The organism is Xanthomonas sp. NCPPB 901 (assembly GCF_056725085.1).
The window spans coordinates 3,317,752-3,332,885 of record NZ_CM161511.1 but is presented as its reverse complement, the minus strand read 5'-3'; the positions used below and the strand labels follow the sequence as shown (position 1 = coordinate 3,332,885).

Here is a 15,134-nt window from a genome sequence, read left to right as displayed (position 1 = left end):
GCCATTTCTATGGCATCGCTTTGGATATGGTGTTGCTGCGCGGGGCCGTGGAGGGTAAAACCTGTCGCCACGCGGTTCAGGGACGGTCGTTTTCTTCGGATGCGTGGTCGGCGCGCGCGCATGCCGCGCAGCAGTCATAATCGGCGACCGCCGCGCGTGCCCGCATGCCGCAGCGGCCAGCCTTCCAGGGGAGATCGGGCGCATCCATGAGCGAACAGGTTCAGCTCTACAACCAGGCCATCGCCGCGCTCAACCGCAGCGAGTGGGCGCAGGCGCAACGGATCGCGCAGCATCTGCTGCAGGCCTTGCCGCAGCATCCGGGGGTGCATTTCGTCGCCGGCGTGGCGGCGCTGGAGCAGCAGCAGATGCAGGCCGCGGCCATGCACCTGCACCAGGCCGCGACCCTGAATCCCGAGCGCGCCGACTACGCGGCGCAACTGGCGCGGGTGCTGGCGATGGGCCGGTTCCTGCAGGAGGCGCGCCGTTTCGCCGATCATGCCATGGCGCTGCAGCCCAGCGATGCGCACACCCTGGACACGCTGGGCGTGGTCTACAGCCAGGTCAACGAACATGCCGCGTCGCTGCAGGCGTTCGCGCGCGCGGTGCAGGTGGCGCCGCAGCAGGCCAGCTTCCGCTACAACCTGGGTACCTCGCTGCTGTTCTCCGGCAGGCTGCAGGAGGCCGAGGCCGAATACCGCGCCTGCCTGGCGCTGGAGCCGCGTTACTGGAAGGTGTATCTGTCGCTGTCGCAACTGCGCAAGTGGACGCCGGAGGACAACAACCTGGCGCTGCTCGACGCCGCGCTGGCGTCGGCCGGCGACGATCCGGACGCGGTGCTGTACCTGAACCTGGCGCTGGCCAAGGAGCACGAGGACCTCGGCGACTACCGCGCGGCCTTCCGCGGCTATGTGCAGGGCAAGTCGGTGCACAAGCGTGCGCGCGGCTACACCTCCGAGCGCGATGCGCGCCTGTTCGATGCCTTGCAGCGCACCTTCCGCGCCGACGACTCGCCGGTGGCGGGCTTCGAGAGCGAGGAGCCGATCTTCGTGATCGGCATGCCGCGCAGCGGCACCACGCTGGTGGACCGGATCCTGTCCAGCCATCCGCAGGTGCATTCGGCGGGGGAATTGCAGAACTTATCGGTGGCGCTCAAGCGCCTGACCGGCACGCGGTCGCCGGAGATCCTCGATGAGGCGACGCTCAGCCAGGTGCAGGGGCTGGACTGGCGGGCGCTCGGCCGCGCCTACGTCGAATCCACGCGCCCGGGCACCGCGCTGAAGCCGCGCTTCGTGGACAAGCTGCCGCACAATTTCCTCTATGCCGGCCACATCGCGCGCGCGCTGCCGAGGGCGAAGATCGTGTGCCTGCGGCGCGATCCGATGGATACCTGCCTGAGCAACTTCCGCCAGCTGTTCGCGCTGTCCTCGCCGTACTACGACTATTCCTTCGACCTGATGGACGTCGGCCGCTACTTCCTGCTGTTCGACCGGCTGATGGCGCACTGGAATGCCGTGCTGCCGCAGCGCATCCTGCAGGTCGACTACGAGGACCTGGTGACCGCGCAGGAGCCGACCACGCGCCGCCTGCTCGACTTCTGCGGCCTGCCCTGGGACGACGCCTGCCTAAGCTTCGAGCGCAACCAGGCGCCGGTGGCCACCGCCAGCGTGGTACAGGTGCGCACGTCGATGACGCGTTCCTACATGGGGCGCTGGCAGCGCTACGGTGAGGATCTGCACGAGCTGAAGGCGTTGTTGTCGGGGTTCTATCCATAAAGCCTTGAGCGGCCGTCCGGCCGGATCCTGCGGCGTCCGTCACCGGGCGCGATCGCAACCGCATCCGGCGCGTCGCCGTGGGTGCTGCAGGTGTGGCGCGTAGGGGCGACAGCCCACGCTGCAGATTCCTGCTCGCTGGCGAGGCTGCCGCAGGACGCATGGCGGGCGCTGCTTAGTCCAGGTCGGTCTGGATCCAGGTCGGCGAGTGATGGATGTCCATCGTCTGCAGGCGGCCTGGCCCCAGGTTCTCGAACCGGTGCGGCACGCCGGCGGGGCCGAAGACCACGTCTCCGGCCGCTGCCTCGAGCGTGCTGTCGCCGACGAAGAACCGCGCGCGCCCGACCAGCACCACGAAGGTCTCGTCGTACGGATGGACATGGCGCGGCGGGCCGTCGCCGATCGCCTCGGTGCCGTAGGTCAGCACGGTGACCGCGCCTCCCAAGGCGGCGCCGGCGACGACGCCGTGCCAGGGCGGCGGCGTGTCCGGGTCGAACAGCCGTGCCTGCGTCGCCGGCCGCCCATCCGCAGCGAAGGTGGTGGGATCGAAGTCGCGACGCGGCATGTTGGGCATCTCCATGGGACGTAGTGCGGCAGCGGATGCGCGACGAGGGTGAACGCCTCGGCGACGACGGATGCGCTGGGCGCGATTACAGCATGGACGGCTGGCGCCAGCGGCCACGGTGCCGGAACGCTGTCATGCGCAAATCGCGCGAGCCTGGCCGGGTGGTGTCTGCTGCGCGGGCTGGCCGGATCCCGCGCTTGCCAGCATGGGCGAGCGGGCCGCGAATCCGAGGCAAAAAAAAGCCCACCCTTGCGGGTGGGCTCCGTGACTGCCTGCGTTTGTTCTTACTTGCCGAACGAGTAACGCATTTCCAGGTAGTACGCACGGCCGTACACATCGAAGTTGTATTCGTTGTACGCCCACTGCGCGCTGCCCGGGTAGGACGCGTCGAACGGCGGCATCTTGTTGAACACGTTGGTCACCATCAGCGACAGCTCCATGCCCTCGAACGCCTTGTAGGTCACGCTGGCGTTGTGGGTGATGTGCGACGGCAGCTTGCCGGCGCGCGGGGCCGCGTAGCCATTGGCGCTGATCGTGGCGGCGTAGTTCGGGGTCTTGTCGAACCAGTTCGCGTACCAGGTGGTCGAGAACTTGCCGATGTCCCAGGTCAGCGACGCGTCGGCCTTGCGCTTCGGATCGGTGCTCCAGTACGGATCGTTCAGCAGGTCCACCGGCTTGTCGCCCGTGTAGCGCACGTACTTGTGGCGCAGGTTCTCGCTGTAGCTGGCGATGGTGCTCAGGTCGCCCCAGCGGCCGAAGTCGTAGCCATAGCGGAACGAGGCGGTGACCGCTTCCAGCTTCTGGTTGGAGACGTTGACCTTCGGCGTGTAGATGCTGGTGATCTGGCCTGCGGCGTTGCGCGTGACCTGGGAGAACGTGGCCTGGCACAGCGCCGAGTTGGCATCGTCGATGCCGGCGCGGCAGCGGTAATCCTGCAGGCTCAGACCATTGGCGCTCTGCTGGGTGACCTCATCGCTGATGTCCCAGTTGAGGTAGTCCACGGTCAGCGCCATGCGGTCCACCGGCGACCACACGAAGCCCGCGCTCCACACATCGGCGTTGATCGGCTTCAGGTCCAGGTTGCCGGACTGCGTACCGAAGAACTGGCGGCTGGAGTAGGCGGCCGGGCAGTTGTCGGTATTGCCCGGCAGGTAGCCGCGCCGCGCGCACTGGTAGTAGTCGATGACGCTGTTGTAGTAGCCGCTCTTGCCCTGGTACAGGTCGGACAGGGTCGGCGCGCGGAACGCGGTGCCGTACTTGCCGCGCAGCAGCAGGGTCTCGAACGGACGGTACTCCAGCGAGATGCTGTAGGTCGGCTTGTCGATGGTGCGGCCGCTGGCCTTGAACGCATCGTAGCGGCCGGCCAGGGTGATGGTCAGCGGGTCGAACACCGGCATGCGCAGTTCCGAGGTCAGCGCGTAGCGATCACGCTGGCCGCCGCCGGCCACCGAGGTCAGGCCCCAGACTTCGCCGTTGAGGATCGCCGGCGCCGGATCGTAGTCCCACTTCTGCTTGCCGTACTCGCCGACCACGGCCAGGCCGGCGTCGCCGCCGGGCAGGCTGAACAGCTTGCCGTTGGTGGCCTGCACACGAATCATGCCGTCGGAGGTCTTGCTCTTGTTGGTGGCATGGCCGGTGAAGCTGGCGAACTCCTGCTGGGTGATCGGCGAGTAGAACGCGGCGTAGTTCGGCGAGTAGACCGGGTAGGTGCGTAGTACGGATCCAGGCCGAGCTGCGGACCCAGCACCTTGTTGATGAAGAACTGGTCCACGGCATTCTTGAAGCGGACGAAGTTCTGCTCCTGCAGCTTGTACTGGGTGTAGGTGACGCCGGCGTCGTAGTCCCAGTTCGACTGGCCGAGCTGACCCTGGGCGCCGAAGGTCACGCGCACCGAGTCGCTCTTGTCGCGGCTCATCGTGTCCTTGATGCCGTTGATGCCCATTTCCTCGGGCGCGAACGAGCGCTGCAGATTGACCAGGTCGTCCAGCTTCGGATCGTAGTAGTAGCCGAAGTCGGCGCCGGTGCCCCACCACAGGTAGTTGGAACCGGAGTGGTACTTGACCTCGTCGTGGCTGTAGAGCACGTCGCCGTACAGCTGCACGTTGTCGTTGAGGTCGTGGGTGCCGTGCAGGTAGGCCTGCAGCGACTTGGTGCCGCTGTCCAGGGTGCGGTAGCCCGGGGTGTACTTGGAGCCGCAGTAGTAGGTGTCGCCGAAGCCCGGGCGCTGCTGCTTGGCGATGGTGCCGCCGAACAGGCCGGTCAGGTTGTTGCAGTTGTTCGGGTCCAGGAACTTGTAGCTGGTGAACGGGCTGTAGACCAGGAAGTCGCGGCTCGGCAGCTGACGGGTGTAGCCCTGGGTGTTGAACTGCTTGGTCTGGTCGCGCTGATAGGCCCAGATCGGATCCTTTTCTTCGTACTGCAGACCGCCCAGGATGCTGGTGCGGCCGTCGGCCGAGGTCCAGCCGTCGGCGAAGGTCGCGCGGAAGTTGCTGCCGCCGCCCTCGGAATAGCCGCCGCCGCGGATGCTGAACACCGCGCCGTCCATCTTCTTCTTGAGGATGACGTTGATCACGCCGGCGATGGCGTCGGAGCCGTACAGCGACGACTGGCCGCCCGGCAGGATTTCGATGCGGTCGACCAGGTCGATCGGAATGCCGCTGATGTTGTTGAAGGTGTCGCTGCCGTTGTACAGCGCCGGGTAGTTCGACATCGGGCGGCCGTCGATCAGGTACTTCACGTAACCCGGCGGCAGGCCGAACAGGCTCACCGTCTTCGCGCCCTGGGTGAAGGTGCCCGAGCTCTGCCCGCCCTGCACGCCGCCGGTGGCGAACGAGCTCTTCTGCAGCACGTCGGCGACGGTGCTGAAGCCGCGCGCCTTGATCTCTTCGGCGCTGATCGTGGTGACCGGGGTGGCGGTCTCGATCTCGGTCTGGGGGATCAGCGAACCGGTGACGGTGATCTTTTCCAGATCCGTCGCCTTGTCGGTCTTGCCGTCGGTCGTGGCGTCCTGCGCGAAGGCGGCAAACGCGGCCGGAACAAGCATGGCGGAGGCCAGCGCGGCACTCAGGTGGCTGTGCTTGAAACTAGGAGTATGACGAGCAGTCATCTTTCTGTGTCCCCGAAAATCAATCGATAAGGCGAGGGGCCTCGTGCCGCGACATGTGCCTTGAAAGTGGGATCGCATCCTGCGATCAACCCAAACGTAACACGGACTTAACGCCGTTTGTACATGGGGATCACTTTTTTCGTCTACAGGCGAAAAGTGCCGCGATCAGGCGGGGAACGTCGGCAAATGCTGGCTCCCGACGCCGATGTAGACAAGTTGCGCGTTGCTTTGCACCATTGCAGGGCATTGTTTGTACAGCTTCATGAACGTGGCGGTGGCGCCTCGGCTTGCGCTCCGGAGGGCCTGCGTCGACTGGACGGCGTCGGGGTTGCCAGTCATTCCGCCCGATCGCCGACGCACCATTTCGGTGAGTAAAATGCGTCATCGTGGGGCGGGGAGCGCGGACGGTTTTGCCGACGGCGTGGCGTGGGTTGATCCTGGCGCCTGTGCGGGACGGTGCCGACGTCGATGCGCGAGGCGGGCGAACGGCGCGCCGCCGCCGTGCGCGGGCGCCATTTGCGCAACTTTGCCCGCGGTCGCGCCGCCTGCGGCGCGGGACCGCGCACCGGCACACTTGTATAGTCATGTGTCTGTGCGGCCCGCGATGCTGCCGCTCCCGGCGGCGCCCCCGTCGCGGTCCATGGTTCCTTTCGTCCTGCGCATGCCTGGCGTGCGCTGCCGACGCTTCCTGTTGAGTTTCCCGATGACCGAACGCCCGCGTCTCCCCGCCCACGCCGTCCAGCCCAAGCTTGCCCCGCACCCACGCATCCGCAACGTCATCGCCGTCGGCTCCGGCAAGGGCGGGGTGGGCAAGTCCACCACCGCCGTGAACCTGGCGCTGGCCCTGCAGCGCCAGGGCGCGCGCGTCGGCGTGCTGGACGCCGACGTGTACGGCCCCAGCGTGCCGGCCATGCTCGGCCTGAGCGGGCGCCCGGACAGCCCGGACGACAAGAGCATCGAGCCGATGCGCGCCTTCGGCATCGAGGCCATGTCGATCGGGTTGCTGGTGGACCAGGACACGCCGATGATCTGGCGCGGCCCGATGGCGACCTCGGCCCTCACCCAGTTGTTCGCCGACACCCTGTGGGACGACCTGGACTACCTGCTGATCGACCTGCCGCCCGGCACCGGCGACATCCAGCTGACCCTGGCGCAGAAGATCCCGGTGGCCGGCGCGGTGATCGTCACCACCCCGCAGGACATCGCCACGCTGGACGCGAAGAAGGCGCTGAAGATGTTCGAGAAGGTCGAGGTGCCGGTGCTGGGCATCGTCGAGAACATGGCGGTGCATACCTGTAGCCAGTGCGGCCATGTCGAGCATCTGTTCGGCGAGGGCGGCGGCCAGCGCATGGCGCAGCAGTACGGCGTGCCGCTGCTGGGCTCGCTGCCGCTGGCGATCGCGATCCGCGAGCAGGGCGATGCCGGCACGCCGATCGTGGCCGCCGCTCCGGAGTCGGCCGCCGCGCAGGCCTACCTGGCCACCGCGCAACGCCTGACCGAGGAACTGCGCAAGCGGCCGCGCGCGGCGATCCCGATCTCCGCCGCGCTGCGCTGAGCGGCGCGCGGCGTCTGCCGCGAACGCCCCGCGACCGGCTAGAATCGCCGGTCATTGCGGCCGGCCCCTTCCGCCGGCCGCGTTCCCGGCGCGCAGGCTGCGGCCGCCGCCACCGGCATCAGGAACCCCCATGAGCATCAAGAGCGACCGCTGGATCCGCCGCATGTCCGAACAGCACGGCATGATCGCGCCCTACGAACCGGGCCAGGTCAAGCAGGTCGACGGCCAGCGCATCGTCAGCTACGGCACCTCCAGCTACGGCTACGACGTGCGCTGCTCGCGCGAGTTCAAGGTGTTCACCAACATCAACTCGACCATCGTCGACCCCAAGCACTTCGATCCCAAGAGCTTCGTGGACATCGAGGCCGCCGAATGCATCATCCCGCCCAACAGCTTCGCGCTGGCGCGCACGGTGGAATTCTTCCGCATCCCGCGCGACACCCTGGTGGTGTGCCTGGGCAAGAGCACCTACGCGCGCTGCGGCATCATCGTCAACGTCACCCCGCTGGAGCCGGAGTGGGAAGGCCACGTGACCCTGGAGTTCAGCAACACCACGCCGCTGCCGGCGCGCATCTACGCCAACGAAGGCGTGGCGCAGATGCTGTTCTTCCAGTCCGATGCCGACGACGTCTGCGAGACCAGCTACAAGGACCGCGGCGGCAAGTACCAGGGCCAGACCGGCGTGACCCTGCCCAGGACCTGACCTTTCGATGGCGTGATCTGGCTGGCGACGTTTCTGCCGGTGGTCGCGTTCATTGGCTAGAGTTGGGCTGGGTCACGGATGCCCCGCGCCGCGGCGCGCTGCTGTGGCTGGCCAAGCTCGGCTGCTACCGCTAGCGACGATGGCCCGCGCCAGCGCCTGCTTGCACCAAGCGAGGGGGCGTCCCCCGTGCCGCTCGCGCGGCAAGCGGCTGGAGTGGGGAACCGCCTTGGCGAATCCCCACTCCCGAATCCCCAATCCCCGCCTTCGCTACTTGCCGCGCCCGAACAGCATGCCGACGCCGACCGCGACCAGGATCGCCGGCCACCAGGTGGCGATCAGCCGGCCCAGGCTCAGGTTGGTCCAGCCCAGGTTGTTGGCCAGGAACACCAGGCCGATCAGGATCAGCACGATGGCGGCGATCACATTGGATTTCATGGAGGCGCGGCTTCCGTAAAAAGGGCGCCTATCGTAGCCGTTGGCGCCAGGTCGCAACACGGGCCTGCAGTTCGGCGGCCGGCAGCCGCTGCGCCGCGCCGTTGCCCCACACCGGGCCAGGCCAGGCGGCATCGCCGGGATGCCGCCCCAGTAAGTGCACGTGCAGCTGCCGCACCACGTTGCCCAGCGCGCCGATGTTGAGCTTGTGCACGCCCGGTTCCTGCCGCAGCAGGTGCGAGAGCTGGTTGATCTCGGCCAGCAACAGGCGCTGCTGGCCGCCGTCCAGGTCGATCCATTCGCTGGCCTCGGCCACCCGCGGTACCAGCAGCAGCCACGGGAAACGTGCGTCGTCCATCAGCCGCACCTGCGACAGCGGGCCGTCGGCGACGAACGCGCTGTCGGCCTGCAGCCGCGGGTCCAGGACGAACTCGGCCATGTCGCGGCTCAGCCCAGGTGCTCGGCCAGGAACGCCAGGCTGCGCTCGCGGGCCAGCTCGGCGCTGTCGGCGTCGTAGTGGTTCGGATCGACGTGGCGGTCGAAGCCGTGCCCGGCCGGGTACACGAAGGTCTGCATCTGCGGCAGCTTCTCGCGGTGCTGCTGGATCGACTCGGCCGGGATGCTGCCGTCCTGCGCGCCGAAGTGGAACAGCACCGGCGCCTTCGGCGTCTCGTCCAGGAACTGGGTGTTGCGGCCGCCGTAGTAGCTCACCGAGGGCAGGCCCAGGCGCAGCGCCGCCAGCAGCGCGACGCTGCCGCCCCAGCAGTAGCCCAGCGTGCCGACCTTGCCGGCCGGCGCCAGCGCCTGCGCGGCCGCCTGCACGATGTCCAGGGCGCGGTCGAAGCCCAGCGCGCCGACCAGTTCCAGGCCCTTGCGCACGCCGTCCTGGTCGTAGGCCAGTTGCGCGTCCTTCTCCACCGGATCGAACAGCGCCGGCGCCAGCACCTCATAGCCGTGCACGGCGTAGCGGTCGGCGACCTGGCGGATGTAGTCGGTCACCCCGAAGATCTCCTGGATCACCACCAGGCCGCCGCGCGGCGTGCCCTCGGGCAGGGCGTGCCAGGCGGAAACCTGGCCGTGAGCGGTGTCGAGCGTGGTCCAGTGGCCCATGTCGGGGAGTCCTGTGGAGTGGGGGAGCGGCCGATTATCCATTGCCCGGGCTAAGCCGGGGTGAGCGGGCGCATACCCGGCCGCCGCCGCGGTGGCGGCCCCGGCCCGGTATACTCCGCGCGCTGTTTTTCTCCCAGGCCCTCCGGACCCAGGCCCCAATGTCTCTCGCGACCCCCAAAGTCGGCTTCGTCAGCCTCGGCTGTCCGAAGGCCCTTGTCGACTCCGAACGCATCCTCACCCAACTGCGCGTGGAGGGCTATGCGATCGTGCCCAGCTACGACGCGGCCGACGTGGTGGTGGTCAACACCTGCGGCTTCATCGACTCGGCGGTCGCCGAGTCGATGGAGGCGATCGGCGAGGCCATGGCCGAGAACGGCAAGGTCATCGTCACCGGCTGCCTGGGCAAGCGCTCGGAGCAGATCCGCGCGGCCTATCCGGACGTGCTGGCGGTGTCCGGCCCGCAGGACTACCAGAGCGTGATGGAAGCGGTGCACGCGGCGCTGCCGCCGCGCCACGATCCGTTCGTGGACCTGCTGCCGCGGGGGCGCGGCAGCAGCGAGGACGACATCGGGGTCAAGCTGACGCCGCGGCATTACGCCTACCTGAAGATCTCCGAAGGCTGCAATCACCGCTGCAGCTTCTGCATCATCCCGTCGATGCGCGGCGACCTGGTGTCGCGCCCGGTCGACGAGGTGCTGCGCGAGGCCGAACGCCTGGTCAAGGGCGGGGTGCGCGAGTTGCTGGTGGTGTCGCAGGACACCTCGGCCTACGGTGTGGACATCAAGTACGCGGAGCGCGAATGGCGCGGCCGCGCCTACCAGACGCGGATGAAGGCGCTGTGCGAGGGCCTGTCGGAGCTGGGTGCGTGGGCGCGCCTGCACTACGTGTATCCGTATCCGCACGTGGACGACGTGATCCCGCTGATGGCCGAGGGCAAGCTGCTGCCGTACCTGGACATCCCGTTCCAGCACGCCAGCCCGCGCATCCTCAAGCTGATGAAGCGCCCGGGCGCGGTCGAGCGCACCCTGGAGCGCGTGCAGCGCTGGCGTGCGCTGTGCCCGGAGATCACCCTGCGTTCGACCTTCATCGTCGGCTTCCCCGGCGAGACCGACGCCGAGTTCGAGCAGTTGCTGGAGTTCCTGGATGCGGCGCAGCTCGACCGCGTCGGCGCGTTCGCCTATTCGCCGGTCGAAGGTGCCAGCGCCAACGCGTTGCCGGATCCGGTGCCGGAAGAACTCAAGCAGGAGCGGTTGGCGCGGTTCATGGAGCGGCAGGCGGCGATTTCCGCGGCGCGCCTGGAAGCCAAGATCGGCAGCGTGCAGGAGTGTCTGGTCGACCTGCTCGAGGACGGCATCGCGGTGGCGCGCTCCAAGGCCGATGCGCCGGAGATCGACGGCCTGGTGCATATCCAGAACGGCGGCGAACTCGGGCTCAAGCCGGGCGATCTGGTGCAGGTGGAGATCACCGACAGCGACGAGCACGACCTGTTCGGCGATGCGTTGCCGGCGCCCGCCTCGCCGGCCAGGCCGCTGGACCTGCGGGTGCTCTGAGGCCGCCGCAGGCGGCGGCCGGCGTGGCGCCCAGGCGCCGCGCGCTTACGGCGCGGTGTAGTCCACCGCCACCACCACGAAGCTGTGGCGGCCGCCGGGCAGCTGCGCTTCCACTTCGTCGTCGATGCGCTTCTTCAACAGCGCCCGCGCCAGCGGCGAATCGATGCTGATCCAGCCGCGGGCTGCGTCGGTCTCGTCCGGGCCGACGATGCGGTAACGGCGCAGTTCGCCGCTGTCGGCATCCTCCAGCTCGATGTGCGCGCCGAAGAACACCGCCTGCGGGTCGGACGGCGCCTCGGCGACCACGCGCAGCGCTTCCAGGCGCTTGCTCAGGTAGCGCACGCGGCGGTCGATCTCGCCCAGTTGCTTCTTGCGGTAGGTGTACTCGGCGTTCTCCGAACGGTCGCCCTCGGCGGCGGCCGCGGCCAGCGCCTTGACCACCTCCGGGCGGCGCACCCGCCACAGCTCGTCCAGTTCGGCCTTGAGCCGGGCGTGGCCTTCGGGGGTGATCAGGGCGGTGCTTTTCTCGGCAGGGGGACGCCAGCGGCTCATCGGGGCGACTGCGGTGGAGCGGGGTGGCGATGCTAGCGCGTGGCTGCGGCTTGCGCACCCGCAGGCGATGTCTGAAGCTGGCACCGCCTCCCGGACCCAGACTTCGTTCGATGCTGATCCTGCCGCTGCACAAGCCGCTGTCGCGGGACAATTTTCCGCTGGTCACGCTGTTGCTGATCCTGCTCAACATCGCGGTGTACGCGGGCTGGCAGCGCCACGACGCGGCGCCGCTGCGGCAGGCGCTGCGCTACTACCTCGACTCCGGACTCGGCGCGCTGGAAGCGCCGGCCTATGCGCGCTACCTGGAGCGCAGCGGCCAGCGCGAGGCGCTGGCGAAACTGCAGCAGGTGCCGGCGGCCGAGCGGACGGCCTTCGTCGGGGCCGCCACCTTGCACGACGTGCGGTTCGTGCAGGCCCTGCGCAACGGCAGCGCCTTCGCCGACGCCGATGCGCAGCAGGCCTGGACGCCGCTGCGCGCGCGCTACGACGCGTTGCTGCAGCGCGTGTTCACCCTGCGCCATGTGCAGCGCAGCTCCGAATGGGCGCCGGCGCGCATGCTCGGTTCCGCGTTCCTGCATGCCGACGCCATGCACCTGATCGGCAACATGCTGTTCCTGCTGGCGCTGGGCACCCTGCTGGAAGGCGCGATCGGCGGCTGGCGGTTCCTGGCGGTGTACCTGCTCGGCGCGTTCGGGGCCAGCGCGGTCAGCCTGTGCTGGCGTTGGGGCGAGGCCGGTGGCGGGCTCGGCGCGTCCGGCGCCATCGCTGCGCTGATGGGGGCGTTCTGCGTGGTCTGGGGGCGGCGCCCGGTGCGCTTCTTCTACTGGGCGGCGGTGCTGTTCGACTACGTGCGCGCGCCGGCCATCGCGCTGCTGCCGCTGTGGCTGGGCTGGGAGCTGTACAACCTGCTGTTCAACGGCGATGCCGGCATCGGCTTCGACGCGCATGCCGGCGGGCTGGTGGTCGGCGCGCTGCTCGGCGCGGCGCTGGTGGCGACCGGGCAGACCCGCGAGGCGTTCCTGCGCGACGACGCCGGCGCACCGGCCGACGACCGCTGGGAGCGTGCGCAGCGGCATCTGGGACGGATGGAACATTTCCAGGCCGGCGCGCTGCTGGACGCGCTGGCCGCCGAAGCGCCGCAGCGCTTCGATGTGGCGCTGGCGCGCTACCGGGTGGCCGCCAACGCCGGCCAGGCCGCGTCGGCGCGGGCCAGGGCGCTGGACGTGTTGCGGCTGCCGGCAGCGTCGCTGCAGGAGGCACGGCAGCAGGCGGGGGTGCTGGCGGCGGCCGGCGCGCTGGACGCGCCGACGCATGCGGCGCTGTTCGCGCGCTGGATGGCGCTGGGCTTGTTGGCCGAAGCCGAGACGCTGCTGGCGCAGGATGCGGTCTCGCCGCGCGAGCAGCAGGCGCAGGCCTGGTTTCGGCTCGCGCTGGGCCACGGCGAGCGCCAGGCCGCGGCGGAGTGGCGGCGCGTGCTGGAGGCGCTGATCGTGCGCTATCCGGACCTGCCGCCGGCGGACAAGGCGCGGTTCCTGCTCGCCAACGCCTGAGCGCGCTGCCTGGCGCGCGCGGAGCAGCGGTGGCTGCGTCCGCGCTCCGCGCACGGCGGGACGCGCGCTAGACCGGCGCGATCGTCACCGCGCGCAACGCCGCCTGCAGCTTGCCGCGCTGCTGGTCGTCGTCGCAGTGGGTCAGGGCGTCTTCCAGCAGGCGGCGCGCCTGCGCGTCCTCGCCGAAGCGTTCGGCCAGCAGCAGGGCGGCCTGCAGCGACCAGGCGCTGCGCTCCGGTGCGTTCGGCCAGCCGCGCAGCGCGGCCTGCAGGCCGTCGGCGGCGAGGCGGAACTGGCCCGCCAGCTGCGCACGTTCGGCCAGCAGCGTGGCCTGTTCCGGCAGCAGCGGCACGAAGTCGGGATCGGCATCCAGCGCCTCGCGCTGCAAGGCCAGCGCGCGCCGTTCCTGCTTTTCCTGCAGCAGCCGGTGCATGTACTGGCGGGTATGTTCGCGGCGTTCGTCGTGGCGCGCGCTGCCGCGCAACAGGCGCTGGTACAGCTCGTGCACGCCCAGGCTCACCGCGCGGCTGCGCACCTCGCTGCGCAGCACCTGCAGCGCATCGTCGGTGTGGCCGTCGCGCACCAGTTGTTCGGCCTCGTCGAGCACGCGCTGGTCCGGGTCGTGGCGGGCGACGGCGTTGGCCGCCTCGGCGGCCGGTTCGTAGCCCAGCACGGCGTGATACTGGTAGACCAGATAGCCCAGCAGGTGGAAGGCGGCGAACAGGCCCCAGATCGTCACCACGGTGACCGCCAGGTCGGCGATTACCGGCGGCAGGACGCGCTGCAGCCAGGCGGCGGCGCTCAGCGCGCTGGCCTGGATCACGAACAGCAGGCCGAACGCGGCCAGGTAGGGCCAGCCGATGCGCAGCGCCAGGCCGATCGACACGGCCGGGTTCAGCGCGCGGCGCAGGCTACCGTCCATCGCCAGGGAAATCAGGATGCCCGGCTGCAGCAGCACCACCGCCAGCAGCATCAGCAGGCCGCCGACCGGCCCGGCCAGCATCAGCGCGGCGAACACCGCCATGCCGAGCAGGATCATCATCGCCAGCAGCCGCAGCACCACGCCGTCGCCGATGTCGAAGCCGCGCTCCGGCGCGTCCAGGTAGCCGTCGGCGGTGTGCCGAAGGATCTCGAAGGCGTACTTGTAGATCGCTAGGGTGGTGACGATGCCCAGGATCCAGCCGATGCCGGGCAGCATTCCCAGCAGGCTGCACAGGGTCAGCGCGATCAGCGCGTACAGTGCGCCGCCGCGCAGCGGGTACAGCGCGATGGCGCGGGTGCGCGCCCAGAACGGTTCGGGTGTGCTGCGATGTGCGCGGCTTGCGCCCACGCGCCGACGATCTTCCATGACTCCCCCTGTCTACGAAGTGCACCGATTGTGCAGTGCGGTCGGGACGCGCGCAATCGGGAGACGGGCGGGGCGGGGCGGGGCGGCTGCGCGATGCGGATGGCCGCACCGAGGGAGTGTGGTCGGCTGCGCAAAGCGCAACCGGGGCCGCCTGGCCCGCGCGCGTGCTGGCTACACTGCGCGGTCGAGCGGCGGGAGATGTGCGGTAGGTGCCGTGCCCGCCGTCCCACCGTGTTCCTCATGTCCTGGAGCCTTGCTTGGACCCCTCCTGCATTTCCGGCAATCCCCGCGTGCGCGTCACCCACATCGAAGTGCTGTCGGACAACTGGTATGTGTTGCGCAAGGTCAGTTTCGATTTCCAGCGTCAGGACGGCCGCTGGCAGCCGCTCACCCGCGAGGCCTACGACCGCGGCAACGGCGCGGCCATCCTGCTGTACAGCCGCGCCAAGGGCACGGTGATGCTGACCCGCCAGTTCCGCATGCCGACCCTGCTCAACGGCAATCCCGACGGCATGCTGATCGAAGCCTGCGCCGGGCTGCTCGACCATGACGATCCGGAGACCTGCATCCGCAAGGAGACCGAGGAGGAGACTGGCTACCGGATCGAAAACGTGCGCAAGGTGTTCGAGGCGTTCATGAGCCCGGGTTCGGTGACCGAGCGGCTGTACTTCTTCGTGGGCGAGTACGTGGACCGCGACAAGATCGGTGCCGGCGGCGGCGTGGCCGCCGAGGGCGAGGAGATCGAGGTGCTGGAGCTGGCGCTGGATGCGGCGCTGGCGATGATCGACAGCGGCGCGATCGTCGACGCCAAGACCATCATGCTGCTGCAGTACGCCAAGCTGCACGGGTTGCTGGGATAGCGCCGGATTGCGCGGATCCCGTAGGAGCGGCTGA

The 15,134-nt window shown here is 69.1% G+C and carries 12 protein-coding genes and 1 pseudogene; 6 read left to right on the top strand and 7 right to left on the bottom strand.

Features of this window, described 5'->3' with window-relative positions; genetic code table 11:
• The first annotated feature begins 206 nt into the window (after positions 1-206).
• A complete protein-coding gene (locus AC1PME_RS13925; RefSeq protein ID WP_481096171.1) occupies positions 207-1,772 on the top strand; it encodes a sulfotransferase family protein in 1,566 nt (521 codons plus the stop codon).
• 172 nt (positions 1,773-1,944) lie between these two features.
• Here the strand turns inward: AC1PME_RS13925 and AC1PME_RS13920 are convergent, their stop codons facing one another.
• Both AC1PME_RS13920 and AC1PME_RS13915 read right to left on the bottom strand, forming a co-directional pair.
• Positions 1,945-2,334, bottom strand: coding sequence for a cupin domain-containing protein (locus tag AC1PME_RS13920; RefSeq protein WP_481096170.1), 390 nt, complete (start codon positions 2,332-2,334; stop codon positions 1,945-1,947).
• A 284-nt stretch (positions 2,335-2,618) separates the two neighbouring features.
• Positions 2,619-5,377, bottom strand: a pseudogene (locus tag AC1PME_RS13915) (TonB-dependent receptor plug domain-containing protein).
• A 766-nt stretch (positions 5,378-6,143) separates the two neighbouring features.
• Here AC1PME_RS13915 and apbC point away from each other — a divergent pair.
• Positions 6,144-6,995, top strand: a complete 852-nt coding sequence (apbC, locus tag AC1PME_RS13910) for an iron-sulfur cluster carrier protein ApbC (protein ID WP_254461437.1) — start codon at positions 6,144-6,146, stop codon at positions 6,993-6,995.
• Positions 6,996-7,125: 130 nt separating this feature from the next.
• Positions 7,126-7,698 carry a dCTP deaminase gene (gene dcd / locus AC1PME_RS13905; RefSeq protein WP_481096169.1) on the top strand — a complete coding sequence of 191 codons (573 nt, stop codon included), beginning with the start codon at positions 7,126-7,128 and terminating at the stop codon, positions 7,696-7,698.
• A 267-nt stretch (positions 7,699-7,965) separates the two neighbouring features.
• On the opposite strand, the gene AC1PME_RS13900 is transcribed toward dcd, so the two are convergent.
• The 3 genes from AC1PME_RS13900 to AC1PME_RS13890 are packed head-to-tail and all read right to left on the bottom strand — an operon-like array spanning position 7,966 to position 9,240.
• Positions 7,966-8,133: a LiaI-LiaF-like domain-containing protein gene (locus AC1PME_RS13900; protein WP_254458569.1), complete on the bottom strand. Its 168-nt coding sequence runs from the start codon at positions 8,131-8,133 to the stop codon at positions 7,966-7,968.
• A gap of 28 nt (positions 8,134-8,161) precedes the next feature.
• A complete protein-coding gene (locus AC1PME_RS13895; RefSeq protein ID WP_481096168.1) occupies positions 8,162-8,569 on the bottom strand; it encodes an HIT family protein in 408 nt (135 codons plus the stop codon).
• A gap of 8 nt (positions 8,570-8,577) precedes the next feature.
• Positions 8,578-9,240 (bottom strand): dienelactone hydrolase family protein, encoded by a 663-nt coding sequence (locus AC1PME_RS13890; protein ID WP_481096167.1) that lies wholly within the window; start codon positions 9,238-9,240, stop codon positions 8,578-8,580.
• A 158-nt stretch (positions 9,241-9,398) separates the two neighbouring features.
• Here AC1PME_RS13890 and rimO point away from each other — a divergent pair, with 158 nt between their 5' ends.
• Entirely contained in the window at positions 9,399-10,790 is a 1,392-nt protein-coding gene (gene rimO, locus AC1PME_RS13885; RefSeq protein WP_481096166.1) for a 30S ribosomal protein S12 methylthiotransferase RimO, read from the top strand.
• Between the two features lie 45 nt (positions 10,791-10,835).
• Here rimO and greB read toward each other — a convergent pair whose 3' ends face one another.
• Positions 10,836-11,342 (bottom strand): transcription elongation factor GreB, encoded by a 507-nt coding sequence (greB, locus tag AC1PME_RS13880; RefSeq protein ID WP_307551423.1) that lies wholly within the window; start codon positions 11,340-11,342, stop codon positions 10,836-10,838.
• 110 nt (positions 11,343-11,452) lie between these two features.
• Between greB and AC1PME_RS13875 the strand changes: the two genes are divergently transcribed.
• Entirely contained in the window at positions 11,453-12,892 is a 1,440-nt protein-coding gene (locus AC1PME_RS13875) for a rhomboid family intramembrane serine protease (protein WP_481096165.1), read from the top strand.
• 67 nt (positions 12,893-12,959) lie between these two features.
• Here the strand turns inward: AC1PME_RS13875 and AC1PME_RS13870 are convergent, their stop codons facing one another.
• Entirely contained in the window at positions 12,960-14,240 is a 1,281-nt protein-coding gene (locus tag AC1PME_RS13870; RefSeq protein WP_481096164.1) for a hypothetical protein, read from the bottom strand.
• 257 nt (positions 14,241-14,497) lie between these two features.
• Between AC1PME_RS13870 and AC1PME_RS13865 the strand changes: the two genes are divergently transcribed.
• Entirely contained in the window at positions 14,498-15,100 is a 603-nt protein-coding gene (locus AC1PME_RS13865; protein WP_481096163.1) for an NUDIX domain-containing protein, read from the top strand.
• Positions 15,101-15,134: the final 34 nt, after the last annotated feature.

Excerpts from the sequence above, each read along its gene's own strand:
- AC1PME_RS13925 (WP_481096171.1), top strand. The coding sequence starts at position 207 with ATGAGCGAACAGGTTCAGCTCTACAACCAGGCCATCGCCGCGCTCAAC.
- AC1PME_RS13920 (WP_481096170.1), bottom strand. The coding sequence starts at position 2,334 with ATGCCGCGTCGCGACTTCGATCCCACCACCTTCGCTGCGGATGGGCGG.
- apbC (WP_254461437.1), top strand. The coding sequence starts at position 6,144 with ATGACCGAACGCCCGCGTCTCCCCGCCCACGCCGTCCAGCCCAAGCTT.
- dcd (WP_481096169.1), top strand. The coding sequence starts at position 7,126 with ATGAGCATCAAGAGCGACCGCTGGATCCGCCGCATGTCCGAACAGCAC.
- AC1PME_RS13900 (WP_254458569.1), bottom strand. The coding sequence starts at position 8,133 with ATGAAATCCAATGTGATCGCCGCCATCGTGCTGATCCTGATCGGCCTG.
- AC1PME_RS13895 (WP_481096168.1), bottom strand. The coding sequence starts at position 8,569 with ATGGCCGAGTTCGTCCTGGACCCGCGGCTGCAGGCCGACAGCGCGTTC.
- AC1PME_RS13890 (WP_481096167.1), bottom strand. The coding sequence starts at position 9,240 with ATGGGCCACTGGACCACGCTCGACACCGCTCACGGCCAGGTTTCCGCC.
- rimO (WP_481096166.1), top strand. The coding sequence starts at position 9,399 with ATGTCTCTCGCGACCCCCAAAGTCGGCTTCGTCAGCCTCGGCTGTCCG.
- greB (WP_307551423.1), bottom strand. The coding sequence starts at position 11,342 with ATGAGCCGCTGGCGTCCCCCTGCCGAGAAAAGCACCGCCCTGATCACC.
- AC1PME_RS13875 (WP_481096165.1), top strand. The coding sequence starts at position 11,453 with ATGCTGATCCTGCCGCTGCACAAGCCGCTGTCGCGGGACAATTTTCCG.
- AC1PME_RS13870 (WP_481096164.1), bottom strand. The coding sequence starts at position 14,240 with ATGGAAGATCGTCGGCGCGTGGGCGCAAGCCGCGCACATCGCAGCACA.